General features: G+C 58.8%; 14 protein-coding genes. 4 read left to right on the top strand and 10 right to left on the bottom strand.

What is annotated here, in order from left to right:
- Nucleotides 1–132 precede the first annotated feature (132 nt).
- Nucleotides 133–1,344: a glycosyltransferase family protein gene (locus FHP24_RS09995; RefSeq protein ID WP_139675898.1), complete on the top strand. Its 1,212-nt coding sequence runs from the start codon at nt 133–135 to the stop codon at nt 1,342–1,344.
- Nucleotides 1,345–1,346: 2 nt separating this feature from the next.
- Here the strand turns inward: FHP24_RS09995 and FHP24_RS09990 are convergent, their stop codons facing one another.
- The 6 genes from FHP24_RS09990 to FHP24_RS09965 form a co-directional block, all read right to left on the bottom strand.
- Nucleotides 1,347–2,489 (bottom strand): glycosyltransferase family protein, encoded by a 1,143-nt coding sequence (locus FHP24_RS09990; protein WP_139675897.1) that lies wholly within the window; start codon nt 2,487–2,489, stop codon nt 1,347–1,349.
- Complete coding sequence (locus tag FHP24_RS09985; protein WP_139676211.1) at nt 2,486–3,736, bottom strand: glycosyltransferase family 4 protein; 1,251 nt, start codon at nt 3,734–3,736, stop codon at nt 2,486–2,488. Before FHP24_RS09985 ends, FHP24_RS09990 begins: the two co-directional genes overlap by 4 nt.
- A gap of 107 nt (nt 3,737–3,843) precedes the next feature.
- Complete coding sequence (locus tag FHP24_RS09980) at nt 3,844–5,019, bottom strand: ABC transporter permease (protein ID WP_139675896.1); 1,176 nt, start codon at nt 5,017–5,019, stop codon at nt 3,844–3,846.
- Nucleotides 5,016–6,014, bottom strand: coding sequence for an ABC transporter permease (locus FHP24_RS09975; protein ID WP_139675895.1), 999 nt, complete (start codon nt 6,012–6,014; stop codon nt 5,016–5,018). Before FHP24_RS09975 ends, FHP24_RS09980 begins: the two co-directional genes overlap by 4 nt.
- Nucleotides 6,011–7,915, bottom strand: a complete 1,905-nt coding sequence (locus tag FHP24_RS09970) for an ABC transporter substrate-binding protein (protein WP_139675894.1) — start codon at nt 7,913–7,915, stop codon at nt 6,011–6,013. Before FHP24_RS09970 ends, FHP24_RS09975 begins: the two co-directional genes overlap by 4 nt.
- The gene (locus FHP24_RS09965) at nt 7,912–9,795 is read right to left on the bottom strand and encodes an ABC transporter ATP-binding protein (protein ID WP_139675893.1); all 1,884 of its coding nucleotides are present in this window, start codon (nt 9,793–9,795) and stop codon (nt 7,912–7,914) included. Before FHP24_RS09965 ends, FHP24_RS09970 begins: the two co-directional genes overlap by 4 nt.
- Before the next feature lie 194 nt (nt 9,796–9,989).
- Here FHP24_RS09965 and FHP24_RS09960 point away from each other — a divergent pair, with 194 nt between their 5' ends.
- Nucleotides 9,990–10,937, top strand: coding sequence for a glycosyltransferase (locus FHP24_RS09960; RefSeq protein ID WP_139675892.1), 948 nt, complete (start codon nt 9,990–9,992; stop codon nt 10,935–10,937).
- Between the two features lie 3 nt (nt 10,938–10,940).
- On the opposite strand, the gene FHP24_RS09955 is transcribed toward FHP24_RS09960, so the two are convergent.
- Nucleotides 10,941–11,681 (bottom strand): polysaccharide deacetylase family protein, encoded by a 741-nt coding sequence (locus FHP24_RS09955; RefSeq protein WP_139675891.1) that lies wholly within the window; start codon nt 11,679–11,681, stop codon nt 10,941–10,943.
- 4 nt (nt 11,682–11,685) lie between these two features.
- On the bottom strand, nt 11,686–12,774 hold the full coding sequence (locus tag FHP24_RS09950; RefSeq protein WP_139675890.1) for a glycosyltransferase family 4 protein: 1,089 nt from the start codon (nt 12,772–12,774) through the stop codon (nt 11,686–11,688).
- Between the two features lie 108 nt (nt 12,775–12,882).
- Between FHP24_RS09950 and FHP24_RS09945 the strand changes: the two genes are divergently transcribed.
- Both FHP24_RS09945 and FHP24_RS09940 read left to right on the top strand, forming a co-directional pair.
- Nucleotides 12,883–14,223, top strand: a complete 1,341-nt coding sequence (locus FHP24_RS09945) for a nucleotide sugar dehydrogenase (protein ID WP_139675889.1) — start codon at nt 12,883–12,885, stop codon at nt 14,221–14,223.
- A 14-nt stretch (nt 14,224–14,237) separates the two neighbouring features.
- Nucleotides 14,238–14,720, top strand: coding sequence for a class I SAM-dependent methyltransferase (locus tag FHP24_RS09940; RefSeq protein WP_139675888.1), 483 nt, complete (start codon nt 14,238–14,240; stop codon nt 14,718–14,720).
- A 14-nt stretch (nt 14,721–14,734) separates the two neighbouring features.
- Here FHP24_RS09940 and FHP24_RS09935 read toward each other — a convergent pair whose 3' ends face one another.
- Nucleotides 14,735–15,190 carry a cyclic nucleotide-binding domain-containing protein gene (locus FHP24_RS09935; RefSeq protein ID WP_139675887.1) on the bottom strand — a complete coding sequence of 152 codons (456 nt, stop codon included), beginning with the start codon at nt 15,188–15,190 and terminating at the stop codon, nt 14,735–14,737.
- A gap of 31 nt (nt 15,191–15,221) precedes the next feature.
- A complete protein-coding gene (locus FHP24_RS09930) occupies nt 15,222–17,945 on the bottom strand; it encodes an ABC transporter transmembrane domain-containing protein (protein WP_139675886.1) in 2,724 nt (907 codons plus the stop codon).
- Between the last annotated feature and the right edge of the window lie 181 nt (nt 17,946–18,126).

Genomic DNA, 18,126 nt, shown 5'->3' with positions numbered 1-18,126 from the left:
TTCGAAGCGCATATCATCCAGGACAGGACCGGAGAGATCAGGTCAGCTGCTATTTTGTCCGACTTGGATTCGCTTTTGAAAGACTTTATGTTGCCGCGAAACACAGATCAGATGTTACCGAAGGTCAAGGGCATGTCACAGGGTTTTAAGGATGCCCGCATCCTCATGTATAGCCACGACACGTTCGGGCTTGGCCATATTCGCCGCTGCATGACGATCGCCAACCATCTGGTTGAAACCTTCCAGGGTGCGCATGTTTTGATCATTTCCGGCGCGACCATCGCCGGGGCCTTCGATTACCGGTCGCGCGTCGATTATGTGAAGATCCCGAGCGTCATCAAGTTGCGCAACGGCGATTACACGTCGATGGACGAACACATCAATCTGGAAGAGACGTTGGAAATGCGCCAGGCGATCATTCGCCAGACGGCGGAATCCTTCCAGCCGGACATTTTTATCGTCGATAAGGAGCCACTGGGGCTCCGACGCGAAGTGGAAGATACGCTTGTCTATCTGAAGAGCCGCGGCACACTGCTGGTGCTCGGCTTGCGCGACGTCATGGATGCGCCGCATCTCCTGGATGCCGAATGGCGTCGTAACGACGTGATGGCCAAGATCGACCAGCTTTACGATCACGTCTGGGTCTACGGTCCTCCCGATTTCCACGATCCCCTCACCGGTCTGGACGTGCCGCCATCGCTCCGTCGCAAGATGACCTTTGTCGGCTTCCTGCAGCGCAAGGCATGGACCAGCCGTGCAACGTCTCTTCCGAAACAGAGAGGCGACTATATTCTGGTGACGACCGGCGGCGGCGGTGATGGGTATGAACTCGTCCGGGATGTGGTCAACGCCTATCAGTCCGATCCGAGCCTGACCGAAAAAGCGTTGATCGTGCTTGGACCTTACATGCCCGGTGAGCAGCGCGATATGCTCAAACAGGCGGCTGCATCGCATGACTGTCTCGAGGTCATCGAGTTCGACAACCGCATGGAAGACCTGATCGCCAATGCGCGGGCGATCGTCGCCATGGGCGGCTACAACACCTATTGCGAGATCCTGTCTTTCGACAAGCCAGCGCTGATTATTCCGCGTACGGTGCCGCGGCAGGAGCAGTTGATCCGCGCAATGCGGGCGACCGAGCTGGGGCTTGTCGCAATGCTGCATCCCGACCAGTCGTCAGACGGCTTGAGGCTGTCAGCAGCAATCAAGGAGCTGCTGCTTCGCGATCCTCCCTCCGTCACGGCGCCGGACTATCGCCTCGAGGGTCTGCCCAATCTTTCCGCCATCGTACAGGAATGGCTGGAAGGGCAGCGCACCGATTATCTTTCTATCGTCGAGAGCTGATTTCAGCCTGCGTGGCTGAGTTCTTCGCGAAGCAGCCGCGCCGTTTCATGCGCACCATCCATGTTCAAGTCAGGATGAGCCCTGCCACGTTGCGCAAGTGCGGTCTCGATGCCGGCGGCCACCGCTTCCGGTGTGATAGCAGCCTCTTCGATATACTGCGCCAGCCCAAGTTCCTGGAGCTTCACGGCACGCGCGGTCTGTTCCGTCTCGCCGCCAGCAGCGAAGGGAACGAGAAGCGACGCACAGCCAGCCCTCAGAACGTCGCACACGGTATTGTAGCCGGCCTGTGAGATCGACAGATCGGCACTGCCGAGCAATTGCCGGAAATCGCTCCTGAAGCGGAAGACATCCATGTCTGCGCCACCCTGCGACGCGAGAGCGTCGAAGCTGGCTGCATCGAGGTTCGGGCCGGTGATCACGCACCAGCGGCCGGGCGTCCCGAGCAGCTTGCGGGCATCAACGGCGGCATTCAGCAGCTTCTGTCCCACCGCTCCGCCGCCGGCCGACACGACCACCCTGTATTTTTCGGGCGAGGGAACCGGCGCATCGGGTGCGACGAGGCCGGTATAGAGGATCTTATCCTCGATCTCGCCCGCAAGCGGAAACGTGTCTTCGATCCGCGTCAGGCTGCGGTCGCCATGCACGAGAACCCGGTGGAAATGCTCCCTTACCAGCGCCACGGTTTCCTCGTCGCGGCCCAGCTTCTTGTTCACCTGCAGGATGTCGCGGATAGAGGCGAAGAGCAGTGGCTTCGGCCGCATTGCCTTGATCGCATCGAGAAAGGGCAATAGCTCGAAGCGCATCTGCCGGCGACCGAACGGGAATGCTTCGGTGATGACGATATCCGGTCTGGTTTCGCCGAGCACCGTCAGCAACTGTTCCATGCGCTGACGCTCGCCGTCCGCATCGAGCACCGTTCCGTTGATATCCTGCAACCCCGAAAAGCCCTCGCGGGATGTGACTTCGGGCATGAGACGGACATGCCTTATACCGGGGCCGGGAAAACCGGGCACGGGTAGCCCGCCGGTGACCATCGTCACATCGAAACCATCTTCCGCAAGAGCGGAGGCAACCAGGCTTGCCCGGGCGATATGGCCGATCCCGAGCAGATGCTGGACATAGAAGAGCGCGCGCGGTGAACTCATGACTGCGAACGCTCCTCGATTGCGGCTGTCGAATAGGCTGATGAGAACAATCTTTCGAGATCCGAAATGCTGGTCTTGTGGTCGAAGTGACCGCGGACCTTGGCTTCGGCATTTCCGGCCATCCGGTCGCGCTCCCATGGATTACGGATCGCGCTTTCGATTGCCGCAGCCAGAGCCCGTGGATCTTCCGGCTCGACAAGCAGGCCGTTCTCCCGATCGACGAACAGTTCCGGAATGCCGGAGATTGTCGTGGAGATGCAGAGAATGCGCTGGCTGGCAGCCTCGACCAGAACGTTCGGCAATCCGTCGCGGTCGCCATCCTTGCCGATGCGACAGGGCAGGGCGAAGATATCCGCCTTGCCATAACGCTGCAGCACTTCCTGTTGCGACATGGCACCGTGCCAGCTGACGCGACCGGCAAGCCCAAGCTCTTCCGCAAGGGGCTTCAGGGTCTGGAGTTCGTCACCACCGCCGACATGATCGAATGTCCAGTGAAGATTGGCGGGAAGCAGTGCCAATGCCCTCAGAAGGATATCGAAACCCTTCTTCGGCACGGCGCGTCCGACGGCGAGAATGGCGATCGGGTCGTTCGGGTCGGAACCGTCACGGGTTGCAGGGGCCCTGGCCGGAGAGGGAAAACGGCTCAGATTCAGACCATGATAGCTCAGATGCACCTTGTCCGGATGGCCGGAAAGCGTGCGCAGGTGGTCTGCTCCGCCGCGGGTACAGGTCACCGTCCAGCGGGCGTCGTCGAGCTTGTCGGAGAGTTCCCAGTCCGGGCTTGTCCAGATGTCCTTGGCGTGGGCGGACACAGTAAAGGGTATGCCGAGCAGCTGTGCCGCATACCGGCCCACCGATGCGGGTGTGTGGATGAAATGCACGTGCAGCCAGTCCGCACCGTCCGGCCATTCGCAGGCAAGCACCAGCGCCTGCCCGAAGCGGCGGAAACGGTTGCGGCTGATGTCGCGTGGCAGGTCTTTCAGAAATGCTCTGGCAGTTGCACGAAAGGATGGCTTGCCGAGCCAATGGAAAAACGCCTTGGCGACCCTGAGCGGCTCTTCGTGCAGATATTCCGGCAAGTAGTGGACGGGTGCTTCGATCTCGTCATGCACCGGATGCCGTTTCTTGTCGGTCGGCCGGCGCATCGACATCAATTCGAGTTTGAAGCCGGCGAGTTCAAGGCCGCGCAATTCCTGGGCGATGAAGGTCTCCGACAGGCGCGGATAGCCCTTCAAGAGCACGACCATCTTTTTCGGTATGTTCAAAGTCGATCCTATGCGGTCTTTGCCGGCCGATGCCTTGTGTGATGATCGACCGGCAAAACCACTATCCGCCTGTCCCTGCACGCGCAAGATCAGTGATAGGGGTCGGCCGCGTCGCGCAGACCGTCTCCAAGAAAGTTGAACGCGAGAATGACGAGAATGACCGGAATGACCGGGATCAGCAGCCATGGATAAAGCGCCACCACGTTGACCGTACGTGCCTCCGTCAGCAGTACGCCCCAGCTCGTCACCGGTGGCCTCAGGCCCAGGCCGAGAAAGCTCAGTGTCGTCTCACCGAGGATCATACCGGGAATCGTCAGCGTCGCGCTGGCGATCAGATGCGACATGAAGCCGGGAATGAGATGCCGGCCGATGACGCGCCAGTGATTGGCGCCCATCATTTGAGCTGCCATCACATAGTCTTCCTCTCGCAAGGAAAGCAGCTTTGACCGCACGGCGCGCGCAAGCCCGGTCCAGTCCAAGAGCCCCAGAATGAAGGTTATGCCGAGATAGATGACGAAAGGGCTCCAGTCGACCGGCATGACAGCGGCGAGTGCAAGCCAGAGCGGAATGCTCGGGATCGACTGCAGCACCTCGATGATACGCTGCACCACCAGGTCGAATTTGCCGCCCCAATAGCCCGCAAGGCCGCCGATCAGGATACCGAGGATGAAGCTGGTGGTGATGCCAAGAAGGCCGATCGTGAGAGAAATACGCGCTCCGTAGACGATGCGCGAAAGCACGTCGCGGCCGAGCCGGTCGGTTCCGAGCAGAAACATCTGCCCGCCTTCGGAAGGGCAGACGAGATGGCGGTTAGCGGCGATAAAGCCCCAGAACTGGTAGGAATCGCCCTTGCAGAAGAAGCGCAGCTGCTGGATCTGGTTGGGGTCGTCACTATAGACCCGCCGCAGGTTTTCCATGTCGAGGGTCATCCTCTGCCCATAGACGAAAGGACCGACGAACCGACCCTCATGGAACAGATGCACCGATTGCGGCGGTGCATAGATATGATCCATGTTGCGCGTATGCAGGTTATAGGGTGCCAGAAATTCTGCGATGATGATCGACAGATAGGCGATCAGCAGAAATATGCCGGAAAAGAGCGCCAGCTTATGTCGCCGGAAACGCCACCACATCAGCCGAAGCTGTGAGGCCTGTTTGGCGACCGGCGCGCCCTCGATCACCTTGTCGAAGGCATAAGGGTCGAAAGGTGCTTGCGAGACATAATGCGGCAGAGGCTGGCCGTCGGGTGGCAGTTGCATGCTCATCGTGTCCGTCCTCCATAGAGGCGGATGCGGGGGTCGAAGAGCGCCAGCGCGATGTCGGAAATCAGCACGCCGACAACGGTCAGGATGGCGAGAAACATCAGGAAAGAGCCTGCAAGATACATGTCCTGTGTCTGCAATGCTTTGATCAGCATCGGTCCGGTCGTCTCCAGCGACAGCACGACGGCCGTGATTTCCGCACCGGAAATGATCTGCGGCAGGATCGAGCCGATGTCGGAAATGAAGAAGTTCAGCGACATGCGCAGCGGATATTTCATCAGTACCTTCAACGGATGAAGGCCCTTCGCCCGCGCCGTCATCACATATTGCTTGCGCAACTCATCGAGAAGGTTTGCACGCAGTCGCCGAACCATTCCGGCCGTACCCGCGGTGCCGATGATGATCACCGGGATCCACAGATGTTCGAGAATCGACTTCGCCTTGTCCCAGCTCATCGGCTGGTTCAGATATTCCTGGTCCATCAGATGGCCGATCGAGGTGCCGAACCACACATTGGCGAAATACATCAGGATCAGCGCCAGCACGAAATTCGGCACGGCGAGGCCGATCAGGCCAAGCAAGGTCAGCCCGTAATCGCCCCAGCTGTACTGATGCGTCGCGGAATAGATGCCGATCGGGAAGGCAAGCAGCCAGGTGAGTATGATCGTCACGACGGAAACCAGAATGGTCAGCCACAGACGATCGCCGACAACGTCCGAGACGGGCAGGCGGTATTCGAAGGAATAGCCGAAGTTGCCGACCATCATGCCGCCGACCCAATGCAGGTAGCGGATCGGCAGCGGCTGGTCGAACCCGTAGCGGGCTCTGAGTTCCTCGATCTCCTGCAGGTCGGCCGGCTCGCCGATCGCCCGCATTTCCGCGACATAGCTTTCGAAATAATCGCCCGGCGGCAGCTCGATGATGGTGAAGACCAGCATCGAGATCATCACGAGCGTCGGGATCATCACAAGGATCCGCCAGAGAATGTAGCGGATCATACGTGATCCTCCTCGTACCAGAAGGTGTCGGGCATATAGACGCCGAGGAAAGAAGTCGGGTCGTAGCCGAACAGGGCTTTTTCCGGAATGTTGCGCAGCTTGGTTGAATAGACGACCGGCTGGAGCGCCTGGTTGATGATGCCGATGGTGAAGACGCTCTGGGTAAAAATGGTGAGCATGGAATGCCAGATTGCCTCGCGTTCGTCGTGCGTCCCGGCTGTCTTCCATTGCTTCATCAGCTCCAGAAGCCGGATGGCCTCCGGCAGATCCGGCGGATGGCCGTCGCGTCCGCCGGAAAGATAGTGAAGTCCCCAGACCGGCCACTGCATCTGGTCGTCGAAGGTCGGGGCCAGTTCGTTGGGTGACATCTCTGCCGTTGGCACGCCGTTGTCGAGGCCCATCCAGACACACATCAGCGTCTCGCCGCCGATCACCCGCTTGCGGAATATTTCCCGTTGCGACACACGGGTGAAAATCGCGATGCCGATCTTCGACCAGTGATCTGTGATCAGTTCCAGCACGTCGCTCTCAAACGTGCTTTCGCCAGCGCTTTCGATGATGATCTTGGCCGGGCGCCCGTCCGGCAGAAGCCGCACGCCATCCTCGTTGCGCTTCGTCAGGCCCGCCTCATCCAGAAGCCTGTTGGCCATGTCGATATCGTGGCTTGCCCAGGCCTGCTCGTATTCGCGTTTGAACAGTGGACTGTCGGGCAGGATCGAGTTGCCGGCCTCATGAGCCAGACCGAAGAACACTGCCTTGTTGATTTCCTGGCGGTCGATCGCCAGCGACAGCGCCCGCCTGACCCGCACATCCTGAAACAGCGCGCGCCAGCCGTCATCCTTGCAGTTGAGATTGGGAACCAGTGCCACGCGTGACCCCTGTGTCCGCTTCCACAGGTCCACCTTCATCGGAAACCGCTTTTCGGCCGCTTTCAGGAACGTGTAGTCGGTGAAATCGACGTTGGCGAATTGCAGGTCGCTGTCTCCCGAGCCCGCCTTGGCGCCGATAAGATCCGGTGAGCTGATATTCAGCACCATCTTGTCGATATAGGGCAGCTGCAGCCCGTTCTCGTCCACGCGGTGGAAATAAGGATTGCGCAGGAAGACAAACTGTCCGGCCGGCGGCTTGGTGCTGTTATACCAGGGATCGAGTGTCGGCAGCGCGGGGTTTTCGGGCCGCACGGTACGCGACATCCGCTGATGCAGATCGGTCCAGTCCTGCGCCTTGTATTTCTTCAACAGCTCGGCAATCGTATCCTGGTTCTGATACCGAGGATGAAACTGCTTCAGATAGGTCGAAGGCATATAGATCACGAGCGGCGAGGGTTTTGCCAGCTGCGCCAGAAAATCCGGATTGGGCTCGTCCCAGATGTACCGCACAGTGCGCTCGTCTATAACCTCGAAACTTGGCCCCTTGCCGTTGACCCTCAGATCGACGGGAATGCCGCCGCGATGAAGCTCCTTGTTGTTCATCACGTCGTCCCAGCTGTAACGGAAATCCTCCGTCGTCAGCGGTGAACCGTCGGACCATTTGTGGCCCTGTCGCAGCGTGAAAGTGAAGACGCGGTCTCCCTCCGACGCAAAGCTTTCCAGAATGTCTGCCTGAAGGTTCAGGTGCTCGTCGTAACCGACCAGCCGGGAATAGCTGTTGATTGGCATGAGGCGAATGTCACGTTGACCGCCGATCAACATGCGTACCACGCCGCCATGACGTCCGGGCTTGCGGTTTTTCGCTGCAAGATTGACGACGCGCGGATTGCGCGGCAACCGCTCCGCAACATCGGGCAATTTGCCGGCCTTGATGTCGTCCTTCAGGTAATCCGAACCGGTAAACGCAGCCTTCGCGTTGAAGGGTGCAAGTGCGGTCGCGATCAACCCAAGTACGGTCCTGCGTTTGATCATGGCTGCAGTTCCCTGATGGTCGACTGGGGTTTGGCCAGAACGAAATGGCCGCCGCCGAGATCGACCTGCGTCAGCCGCTCGCCCGTGTCCTGAATGAAGGCCGGGTTCCAGTTCTGGGTCGCCTTTTTCGGAATGTCGAGCGTATCGAGATTGAGCGGACGGTCGAGATCGGGGATCGGCACGGCCGCGATCAGCCGCCGCGTATAAGGATGTGTCGGGTTGCGCATGATGATCTCGCAGGGGCCGATCTCGACGATCCGGCCCGCATACATGACGGCGACACGGTCGGCCATGTAATTCACCACCGCAAGGTTATGTGAGATGAACAGGTAGGTCAGCCCAAGATCCTGCTTGAGATCCTTGAGGAGGTTGAGGATCTGCGCCTGGATCGACACATCGAGCGCCGATACCGGCTCGTCGCAGATCATCAGTTCGGGACCGAGCGCTAAAGCGCGCGCGATGCCGATGCGCTGCCGCTGACCTCCCGAAAAACTATGCGGATAACGGCTGAGCGCACTGTCGTCGAGACCGATCGTCCGCAACAGCCGCCGTACCGCGTCCAGCCGCGTACTGCGCGACCCGCGGCCATGGATCTCCAGGCCTTCGCCAATGATTTCCCTTATCGTCATGCGTGGTGACAGCGACGAGATGGGATCCTGGAAGACCATCTGAATACGCTGGCGCAGCATGTCCAGTTCTTCGCCTTGGGCGGAAAGGACGTCGATCGGACCCTTTTCGCTTTCGAAGACGACGGCCCCCGTGTCTGCGGTGAGCCCGCGCATCAGGATCTTGCTCAGAGTGGTCTTGCCACAGCCGCTTTCGCCAACGAGCCCGAGGCTTTCGCCGCGCCGGATGTCGAAACTCACGTCATCGACGGCAAGCGTCACATTGCTCTCGTGGCTACCGAGTTTTCTCTTTTTGGCTCTGAATGTCTTGCTGATGTGATTGACCGAAAGAATGGTTCGTGAACCACCGGAATTGAGATAACCGGTTTCCATCATGCTGGCCGTGTCGACGGCGATTTCGCGCAGCGGCTTCAGGCGCTGGCCGCGCTCCATCTCGAAAGTCGGGATCGCCGAGATCAGGCCTTTCGGATAGGGGTGGATGGGCCGGCGGAAGATATCGTCCACGGTGCCGGCTTCCATGACCTCGCCGCGATAGGCGACGACGACTTCGTCGGCAAGGTTGGTGACTATGCCGAGGTCATGAGTGATCAGCAGCATTGCCATGTTGAATTGCGATTGCAGATCACGTAGCAGCTTGAGGATTTGAGCCTGGATCGTCACGTCGAGTGCCGTCGTCGGCTCGTCGGCGATCAGCAGGGCAGGGCGACAGACCAGCGCCATGGCGATCATCGCACGTTGGCGCATCCCGCCGGACAGTTCGAACGGATACATGCCATGGACTTTTGCCGGGTCCTTGAACCCGACGAGAGACAGCGTGTCGTTAATCCGCTCCCGCTGCTCTGCCGGTGAAGATGCGTCGTGGATTCTCAGCGCTTCATCGATCTGGTTGCCGATCGTATGAAGCGGCGACAGCGACGTCATCGGCTCCTGAAAGATCATCCCGATCCTGTTGCCGCGAATGGCACGAATCTGCCGCCCATCCTGCGGCAGCTTCAGCAGATCGACCGGCCCTTCCGACGTTGCAGGATCGTTGAACAGGACGCGCCCCTGTATCGACGCGAGCGGGCTTTCGATCCCGATGATCGTGCGGCCGATGACGGATTTCCCCGACCCTGACTCCCCGACCAGCGCGGTAACCTTGCCGGGCCTGATCCGCATGCTCAGATTGCTGACGGCCTGTATTTTGCTGCCGAAGACGGGGAAGCTGACGCTGAGATTTTCAATCCGCAACAGATCGGGCACCAATGTCGTCATCAGGCAATTGTCCTCATGCGGAAATCTCGTTTGGTCATCTCCCATAAAATCGCGGTTTTTCCCATGACGGCAAAATTAGTTTTGTCGGATTTCATGTCGGGATACCTGATCGGATTGACGCTGGAGCAAAATTCAGCGTAGCGCAGAGCGATGACTTTAGTCCATGGCATATGAAGGTTGCTGGATCGCTACCGATGATAAACGAACCAGATTACAAAAGGATGCTTGGCGAGGCGAAGAAGCTGATCGGGTCTGGTCGCTTCGAGGAGGCTCGTGATCTGCTGCAGGATATTCTTTCGGAAGGGCTGGGTGAAACCGATGCACTGACGGCGCTCGGCCTGCCGCGGCGGCTGCAGTCGGCAATGCTGAAACTGGCAAAAGCGGAAGGCGATGCGATCGCCAGGATCGGTTACCAGTTTCACCTCGTTCCACCACCCCAGAGACTTGCGGATTACGGTACTTTTTCGCCGGAAGACCGGGCAGTGATGGTCGAACTGTCACGTACGCCCGTTCCGCGCTGCATCCACCAGATCTGGCTTGGTTCAAAACCCGTCCCTCCGACCGTTGACGCCTGGGCAGCACATGCCGTGGCGCACGGCTATCAGCATAGATTGTGGCGCGAAGCCGATCTTGCCGAAAATGGTTATGATCGGCACATGGCATTGCGGCACATGCTGGATGAAGGCGACTTTCCTGGTGCCGTCGATGTGGCCCGCTACATAATCCTGCGCGATCTTGGTGGCATCTATCTCGACTGCGACTGGTTCCCCGCCGGTAACCGGGGCAGCTTTCATGATTTCCTACCGTTGACGGGTTTGTCCGTTTTTGCCGAAGAGATCCCGCGCAAGACCGGCGCCGGAAGCACCCTGTTCGCCAATTCGTTCATTGCGACGCCTGTAGGCAATCCGGTCTTCTCGCGATTATCCGATGTGCTGTCGTCCGTGATCGAGGATCTTGGCGATGCGCCTGCATGGTGGTCGACCGGCCCGCTGATCTTCACCGTCGTCGCCCGGTCCGGCCCGGTCAACCTTGCAGGCACAGGCTTTGTCGCGACGTCGGTGCCTGCTGGAGTACCGCTTTCCGATGTGCAGGCGCTGGCCGCCGATGCGGACGGGCTGCTTATCGCCTGGAAGCCTTGGTAGGTTTTAAGGGATATTCATCAGCTCACGGACGGCTACCCATCGGCAGGCCGGATGGTTAGCGGTCAGGTCGAAGAAGTCGTCCAGAAAATCCCAGGCGGCCTCGTCGTGTACGAGATGATGCGTGAGTATCCCGAGGCTCGTTTTCAGCGTTTCACTGGCCTCCAGCCGTGCTGCGGCTTCAGCGTAAAGGATATCCATTGCACGGCCGCCGCGGGTGCCCTTCCAGTCGATGATATCGACATGTGTGTTCACCAGGCGAAGCGGCGCCTCTTTCCGTTCAGGGCCGAAGACCGACAGCGCTTCGTATCCCAGAGACGTCAGGTGGCCGACAAGCGCAGGCGCGATACGGTTCCATGGCGGCACCAGCAATGGCACGGCGCGATCACCGAACAGCGCCCTGATCCGCTCCAGCCCCTCCGCCAATCGGGAAAGCACGACGGCTTCTCCACGATGAAGCCCGAGCTCCTGTTTCTTTTCCGATGTCGGTGCGTGGTTCAGGTGATCCCAGCCATGCACCGCGACGGATATCAGCGGCAATTGTCGCAGAAGCCCGGCCAGTGCTGCTGTCGCGTGGGCGGGAATGGCTGCGATCGTCAGCGGCGCATCCCAGCCCTCCGACAGGCCGAGCAGCCGCGACAGAGCTTCTGTCGGCTCGATGGCATCGTCGTCACGCAGCCACAGCTGCACAGTCCGGTCTGTTCTGGCATAGGCATCGAGCATGCCGATAAATTGGCTGCGGCTCATCCGGTCATCTCACATGGGTTTCAAGTATCCGGCGCAGGCTTTCCGCCGCGCCGCCGATCGACCGGTCTTCGGTCGCAAAAATCCTTGCTTCTCTCCCCAGCCGAGCCCTGAACGCATCGTCGGATAGAAGACGGCTGATCGCCTCTGCATAGGCAATTCGGTCGCCGGCTGGTGTCAGCAGCCCTGTGCGATCGTGTTCGACGACTTCGGGAACGCCTGCGATCGCCTCGGCGACGATCGGAAGACCGGCAGCCTGTGCCTCGAGATAGGCAAGCCCGTAGGCCTCCCCGTGGCCCGGCCAGACGAACATGGAGCCGCGTGAAAGCAGGTCGGCGATCTCTGGCTCCGACAAGGCTCCCAGCCATTCTATCCGCTTGGAGTCGAATGCTGCAAAAGCCTGCTCCACCTCCTGTCGGCATTCTCCATCGCCGGCGATGGAAAGCGTCCATGGCGGATGTTGAATGAGGCGCAAGCTTTCGACCAGCGCCGTGTAGCTTGAAAGCTTGTCGCCCGGCCGCATCATCGCCACGGTCACGAGCCGTCCCGGTTCCGGCCTCGGTGCACGTTTCAGATAGGGCTCGCTGTCGATGAAGGGGGCTATGAGTTCCAGCCTTGCATCGGGCATGGCCGCCTGCAAACCGTCAAGGTCGCGGCGCGTGAAACAGAGATTGACCGCAGCGCTTTTAAGGCTGTCGAGCAGCATCTCCTGCGATGCCTTCCACACCCCGATATTCCGGCGTGATGAATAGGAGGCTTCGGCATTGATCAATGGAATGCCGAAATGCCGGGCAAGTGCCGGGCCGAGAAGATCGGGTGCCTTGTAATAGGGATGATAGGTGAACCAGAGGTCCGGTGCGGACGAACCGGAATGCTCCGCCTTGATGTGTTCGATCTCCCGGGCAGCGTCCGCCATATGTGCTTCAAAGGCATCCTGCATTTCGGACGAGCGCATGAAGCTGCGCATCTCGGAAGCGATCGTAACCTCATGTCCCAGGCGGGTCAGCGCACTGACGATAAGTCGCGCCATCAACCTGTCTCCGGACGGAACCGGATGATTGGGCGACTTCAGCGGCGAATAGAACAGGATTTTCATAGGCCTGGCATCATGCGGGTTTGATCATCTCCCCGTGACCACTCTTGACACGTCGGCGCATCTCTCACAACTGTCAGCCACTGCCTCATCGCTAGGATTTCTCCCGTCATGACCGATACATCCCTTTCCTCGACGCTTCACGCGAAGATCACCGCACGCACGGCCAAAGCCGGCGTTGTGGGGCTTGGCTATGTCGGATTGCCACTGGCGATGGCGTTTGCGCGGGCGGGTTTCACGGTCGTCGGTTTCGATATCGACCCGTCCAAGATCGAATTCATCGATCGCCGTGAAAGCTATATCGAGGCCGTTCCGACCGAGGTGTTGAAGGCGGAATGCGAGGCTGGCCGTTTTGCCGCGACCTCCGATTTCACCCGTCTGGCCGAATGCGATATCGTGGCGATTTGCGTACCGACGCCGCTAACGGCGCATCGCGATCCGGACCTCTCCTATGTGGCGAAAACGGCCGAGGCGATTGCCGCGACCCTGCGTCCGGGGCAGTTGATCGTGCTCGAATCGACCACCTATCCCGGCACGACCGACGAGGTGGTGAAACCGATCCTCGAAAAGACGGGTCTGAAGTCCGGTGCCGACTTCTTCCTCGGTTATTCGCCCGAGCGGGAGGATCCGGGCAACCGGCAGTTCCACACCGCCAGCATTCCGAAAGTGGTCGCCGGTGATGGCGAAGCTGCTGCCGGTTTGATGCAGGCCTTTTATGGTGCAACGGTATCGACCATCGTGCCGGTCTCGACCACCGCCACCGCCGAAGCCGTCAAGCTCACCGAAAACATCTTCCGCGCCGTTAACATCGCCCTCGTTAACGAGTTGAAGCTCGTCTACGACGCCATGGGCATCGACGTCTGGGAGGTCATCGATGCGGCCAAATCCAAGCCGTTCGGTTATATGCCCTTTTATCCCGGCCCCGGCCTCGGCGGTCACTGCATCCCGATCGATCCGTTTTACCTGACCTGGAAGTCGCGTGAATTCGAGACGCCGACCCGTTTCATCGAGCTTGCTGGCGAGATCAACACAGCTATGCCGCACCATATTGTGACACGGCTGGCGGAGGCACTGGATATCCGCAGCGGCAAGGCGCTCAGCCGGTCCAAGGTGTTGCTGATCGGCCTTGCCTACAAGAAGAACGTACCCGACATCCGCGAAAGCCCGTCACTGCGTCTGATGGAACTGATCGAGCGTCGCGGCGGATCGGCGGCCTATTTCGACCCCTATGTGCCGGAAATTCCCTCGACCCGCGAATATGCCGAACTCAAAGGCCGCAGATCGATTGAATGGGACGAGGCCGCGCTGAAGTCTTTCGATGCGGTGGTCATCGCCACCGACCATGACAATGTCGATTATGACGCTATATCCCGCCTGGCACCTTTGATCGTCGATACGCGCAACGTTTTCGCCCGCAAGGGAATTTCCGCTGACGTTATCGTCAAAGCCTGAGGTACTGAACGCTCATGAGCCGTCTCGACGCGTTTATCAATCGCATGTCCGCCCAGCGTGATATCCTCAATCATGTCGCCCGTGATCTGGGCCTGCCGCCGGAAGGTGACGTGCTGGAAGTCGGACTGGGTAACGGACGAACCTACAGCCATCTGCGCGAACTGTTTGCCGATCGACGGGTGATTGCATTCGACCGGGCAATGAATGCGCATCGCTCGGCTGCACCGCATGAAGACGATTTCATCATCGGTGAGATCAACGAGACGGGACAGAAATTTGCAGGAAGCGGCGCCGCTCTGGTCCACGCCGATATCGGCACCGGTTATCCGGACAAGGATGCCATCACGCTGTCATGGCTGCCGCAGATGATTGTCGATATGCTTGGTTCAGGCGGTTATGCCGTCAGCGGCCTTCCGCTGGCCCATCCGCAGCTCGGCGAGATCCCACGCCTACCATCGGTCAACGAAGGCAGGTATTACGTCTATCGCAAGCTGTGAGTGATTAAGGCTGATCAGGCCTTCTGCAGGGCCCGAACCTTATCCAGTTCCGAAGAGGTGAGACGCAGCCGCTCAGCAAGGGCGCGCGTCATCTTCATGGTCATGCCGGGGCAATCGTCCATGATCCGGAAGAGGTAATCCTTGTTGATCTTCAACGCTTCGACAACACCTGCGGCCTGAACGGTAGAGCTGCGCGGCCCATCGCAAAGAAGCGATATGTCGCCGACGATCGAGTTTGCACCCCGTTCGCTGACCTTTACCGGGCCATCGGGTGTGGTCACGAGGAAATCGACGGTTCCGCTAAGAATGAAGTAGGCGGAGTCCCCGCTATCGCCCTGAGTGAAGAGACGCTGGCCAGCCTTGAATGTCACGCGCTCGGATGCGAATGCGAGCAGCTTGAGCTTGCACGTATCTACTTCCGCAAAATACGGAAGCTTCCGCAGCAGTTGAACTTCATCACATAGCAACATCGCTCTTCCGCCTTTCGTGTCGGATCGATGGCTAAGCCACCAGAGCCTTGAAGGTTCCACTCTCCTGTTCAAGGGTCTCGTAGGAGCCCTCTTCGAGAATTGCGCCTCCATCGAACATAACGACTTTGTCAAACAAACGTGACAAAGAGATATTTGACAGGACCCATATTACAGCTGGATCATTCTCCTGTTGACCCAGAAATGCAAGCACGTTTTGAACAATTTCCTCCTGGGTGTGTCTTTCGAGACCCGGAAGAGGTTTGTTGAACACGTAATAATCAGACCGCCTAATCAATGCGCGTGCGAGATTAAGTTTTCGCCTCTGGATCGGTGTCAGACGCCGTCCGCCGGCACCGATATCGTAATCAAGACCGGCATTTAGAAGCTGGTCGGCAAAGCCTAGTTCACGGGAAACGGTGCCCGCCAGCGTGCGAAGTTCGGCGACCCCATCGGCATTGCTGTTGCTCAGCTTTCCGAACACGATATTTTCACGCAATGTCGCGACGGAAACATATTTGTCCGGGTCGTAGCGCTCGACAAGTTCACGCAGGTGCGCCGGCAACTCGGTATAGAAAAGTTCGCGCGAACCGACGATCTTGTCCTTCAGCTCGTCTGTCAGGATACCCAGGCGATAACGGGGCTCGATATATTCCAGCGTAAGACGGATGAACGCCTTGTCTGCCTCGGACAGCCGGAAATTGACCGGCTTAGGCTCGTTCTTCCGCTGCAGCAGGCTTTGATAATAGCTGATGTCTTCCGCCGACAGCGACGTGACCTGCCGGAAGAATGGGTGGTCTGCCGGAAGGCCTCCGAAGATTTCAACGAGGTTCCTGGCGACTGTTCTTCCTATTTCGGCGAACGGACGCTGCAGCCCAACCTTGTTGAGCGCCGTGTAGAAATGCTCGCTGGAGAGCAGCTCGTTATCCGGCGTCAGCGGCGCCAGTGTCGCCCCAAACAGCAGGTTCTCTGCAACGGTTGCCTGAGCATTATATCCATCCGGTTCGAACGGAATAACAAGAGAATCCATCCCGAGTTCGTTCATCCGTGTACGCAAAGCGCGCCGCATTTCGACCACGCGCGCGGCAAAATCCGGATCCTCCTCCGGATTGATTATCGAATGAAGTGCGAGCTCAAGCACGTCGTCGGTCAACTGTACCGCGTCGAGTGCCGCCAGAAGCGACTTGCGCAAATCCTCCTTGGCGCCATTGCCAAGCGCCGCGTAGCTGTAATCGACCCAGCCAGCCCGGATATCGAGATGTGGATTGCCAGCTTTTCTGGCTTCGCGGATCTCCCAAAGCCGCTGCCGGGCTTTCAGGCCTTCATACTCATATTTTTTCACCGGAGCGTGCTTCAGGCCGTAAAGGAGGTTGTCCTTGAGGCTGCCGTGGAAGAAATAGCTGTCGGTGGAAACATAGGAAATGTGGCGCCCGGTGACCGATTCGGGAAGCTCCCTGATGTCGTTGTCACCGAGGCAGATCCGGCCGCTTGATGGCCATGCCATTCGGCCGAAGGCCTCCGCCATCGCTTCGGCGCCTCTGCCGGCATGATCCACCATGGCGACTGTTTCACCACGATCGATCTTCAGCGTCACGTGATCGACAACCTTGGCGCCACTGTCATCGCTGATGGAGACTGAAACGGCCTGAAGCGTTTCGCTGCGTGGTTGGGCCGCCGCGGGTGTGAGAGCATGAAGGGCAGGATTGATCAAATCTTCGACTTCGAAGTTCTCGAAGATCTGCTCGTATTTCACCTGCACGTCCTGTCGTGCCTGATCCCAGTCGATCAGTTCCTTCAGAGGCCCTGGCAGATCCTTGTAGGCATTGATGACGGCCACAAGCTGACCGACGTCGAGCGTGCCGCGCAAGGTGAGATAGCCGCCGATAAGGTAGAACAGGAACGGCGTCACCTGCGAGAGGAAGTTGTTGAGGAATTTGACCAGAAACTTCCACTGATAAAGGTCGTAGCGAATCCGGTATATTTCACCGAGCCGGCTTGCCACGTCTGCGCGTTCGAAATTCGACGTATCGTAGGCATGGATCGTACCCAGGCCCTCGACCACCTCGTTCACTTTACCCGCCAGCCGCCGGGCTGTGATCTGCCTTTGCCGGCCAAGTTCGATCAGCCTGCGGCGCATTTTCGGGATGATGATCACCTGGATCGCCACCATGAATGCCGCGACCATGCCGAGCCAGAAGTTCTGCAGGATGATGAAGAAGAGTGCGGCAAGCGCCTGACCGCCGAGAAGGGCGGGTTGGACGAAGGCATCTCCGGTGAAACCGCCGAACGGTTCCACTTCGTCTTTGATCATGCTGGCAATTTCGGCGCCATTCAGGCTTTTGGCGTGACGGGGCGGAAAGCGCAGGACGCGATCGACGAGCTCGAAACGGATGCGGCGCAGCAGGCGTTCGCCGAGCCGGCCCTTATAGGTGTTGATGTAATATTTGAATGCGCCGTTGATGACCACCAGAAGCAGGAATACGAGGCTGAGCGCGACCAGGGTTTGCATGCGATCAAGCGGAAAACCGTCGAAGCCGAACGTGTAGCCCAGCAGCGGAATGGTGAACGAAAAATCCATGAACGTCTGGGTAGCGCTCAGGTCCTCGAAGCCCTGGCCCTGGATCGGGCCGTTGATGATTTGCTTTGGAAGGTCGAAGGCAAGGAAATACGGGATCATCGACAAGGCGACGATCAGCAGGATGAAGACCTGCTGCGGTTTTGTATGCTCCCATATGTAACGTAGCAGCGTTTTCTGCATATGCCTTCACCAACGCGACAGCGTTACCGACTCCAGTGTCGGATCAGCTGATCCGCCATTGTATAGCGCGTCTTCCGGGTTTTAACGAGTGCTCTAAAATACGCTCTCACTACAAGAACAAAGACGGTTTCCAGTAGAGAGAAATACGCGATCGGTGCCTATCGCGACAAATTGGCATCTC

Origin of the sequence: Aliirhizobium smilacinae (genome assembly GCF_006335145.1) — a bacterium.
GTDB lineage: Bacteria > Pseudomonadota > Alphaproteobacteria > Rhizobiales > Rhizobiaceae > Neorhizobium > Neorhizobium smilacinae.
Note: the sequence above shows the minus strand (reverse complement) of the source record. Positions and strands in the feature narration are given on the sequence as shown.

Bases quoted from the DNA above. Each gene is read 5' to 3' on its own strand.
- FHP24_RS09980 (WP_139675896.1), bottom strand. From the start codon at position 5,019: ATGAGCATGCAACTGCCACCCGACGGCCAGCCTCTGCCGCATTATGTC.
- FHP24_RS09995 (WP_139675898.1), top strand. From the start codon at position 133: ATGTCACAGGGTTTTAAGGATGCCCGCATCCTCATGTATAGCCACGAC.
- FHP24_RS09985 (WP_139676211.1), bottom strand. From the start codon at position 3,736: ATGGTCGTGCTCTTGAAGGGCTATCCGCGCCTGTCGGAGACCTTCATC.
- FHP24_RS09940 (WP_139675888.1), top strand. From the start codon at position 14,238: ATGAGCCGTCTCGACGCGTTTATCAATCGCATGTCCGCCCAGCGTGAT.
- FHP24_RS09955 (WP_139675891.1), bottom strand. From the start codon at position 11,681: ATGAGCCGCAGCCAATTTATCGGCATGCTCGATGCCTATGCCAGAACA.
- FHP24_RS09960 (WP_139675892.1), top strand. From the start codon at position 9,990: ATGATAAACGAACCAGATTACAAAAGGATGCTTGGCGAGGCGAAGAAG.
- FHP24_RS09935 (WP_139675887.1), bottom strand. From the start codon at position 15,190: ATGTTGCTATGTGATGAAGTTCAACTGCTGCGGAAGCTTCCGTATTTT.
- FHP24_RS09990 (WP_139675897.1), bottom strand. From the start codon at position 2,489: ATGAGTTCACCGCGCGCGCTCTTCTATGTCCAGCATCTGCTCGGGATC.
- FHP24_RS09975 (WP_139675895.1), bottom strand. From the start codon at position 6,014: ATGATCCGCTACATTCTCTGGCGGATCCTTGTGATGATCCCGACGCTC.
- FHP24_RS09965 (WP_139675893.1), bottom strand. From the start codon at position 9,795: ATGACGACATTGGTGCCCGATCTGTTGCGGATTGAAAATCTCAGCGTC.
- FHP24_RS09970 (WP_139675894.1), bottom strand. From the start codon at position 7,915: ATGATCAAACGCAGGACCGTACTTGGGTTGATCGCGACCGCACTTGCA.
- FHP24_RS09930 (WP_139675886.1), bottom strand. From the start codon at position 17,945: ATGCAGAAAACGCTGCTACGTTACATATGGGAGCATACAAAACCGCAG.
- FHP24_RS09950 (WP_139675890.1), bottom strand. From the start codon at position 12,774: ATGAAAATCCTGTTCTATTCGCCGCTGAAGTCGCCCAATCATCCGGTT.
- FHP24_RS09945 (WP_139675889.1), top strand. From the start codon at position 12,883: ATGACCGATACATCCCTTTCCTCGACGCTTCACGCGAAGATCACCGCA.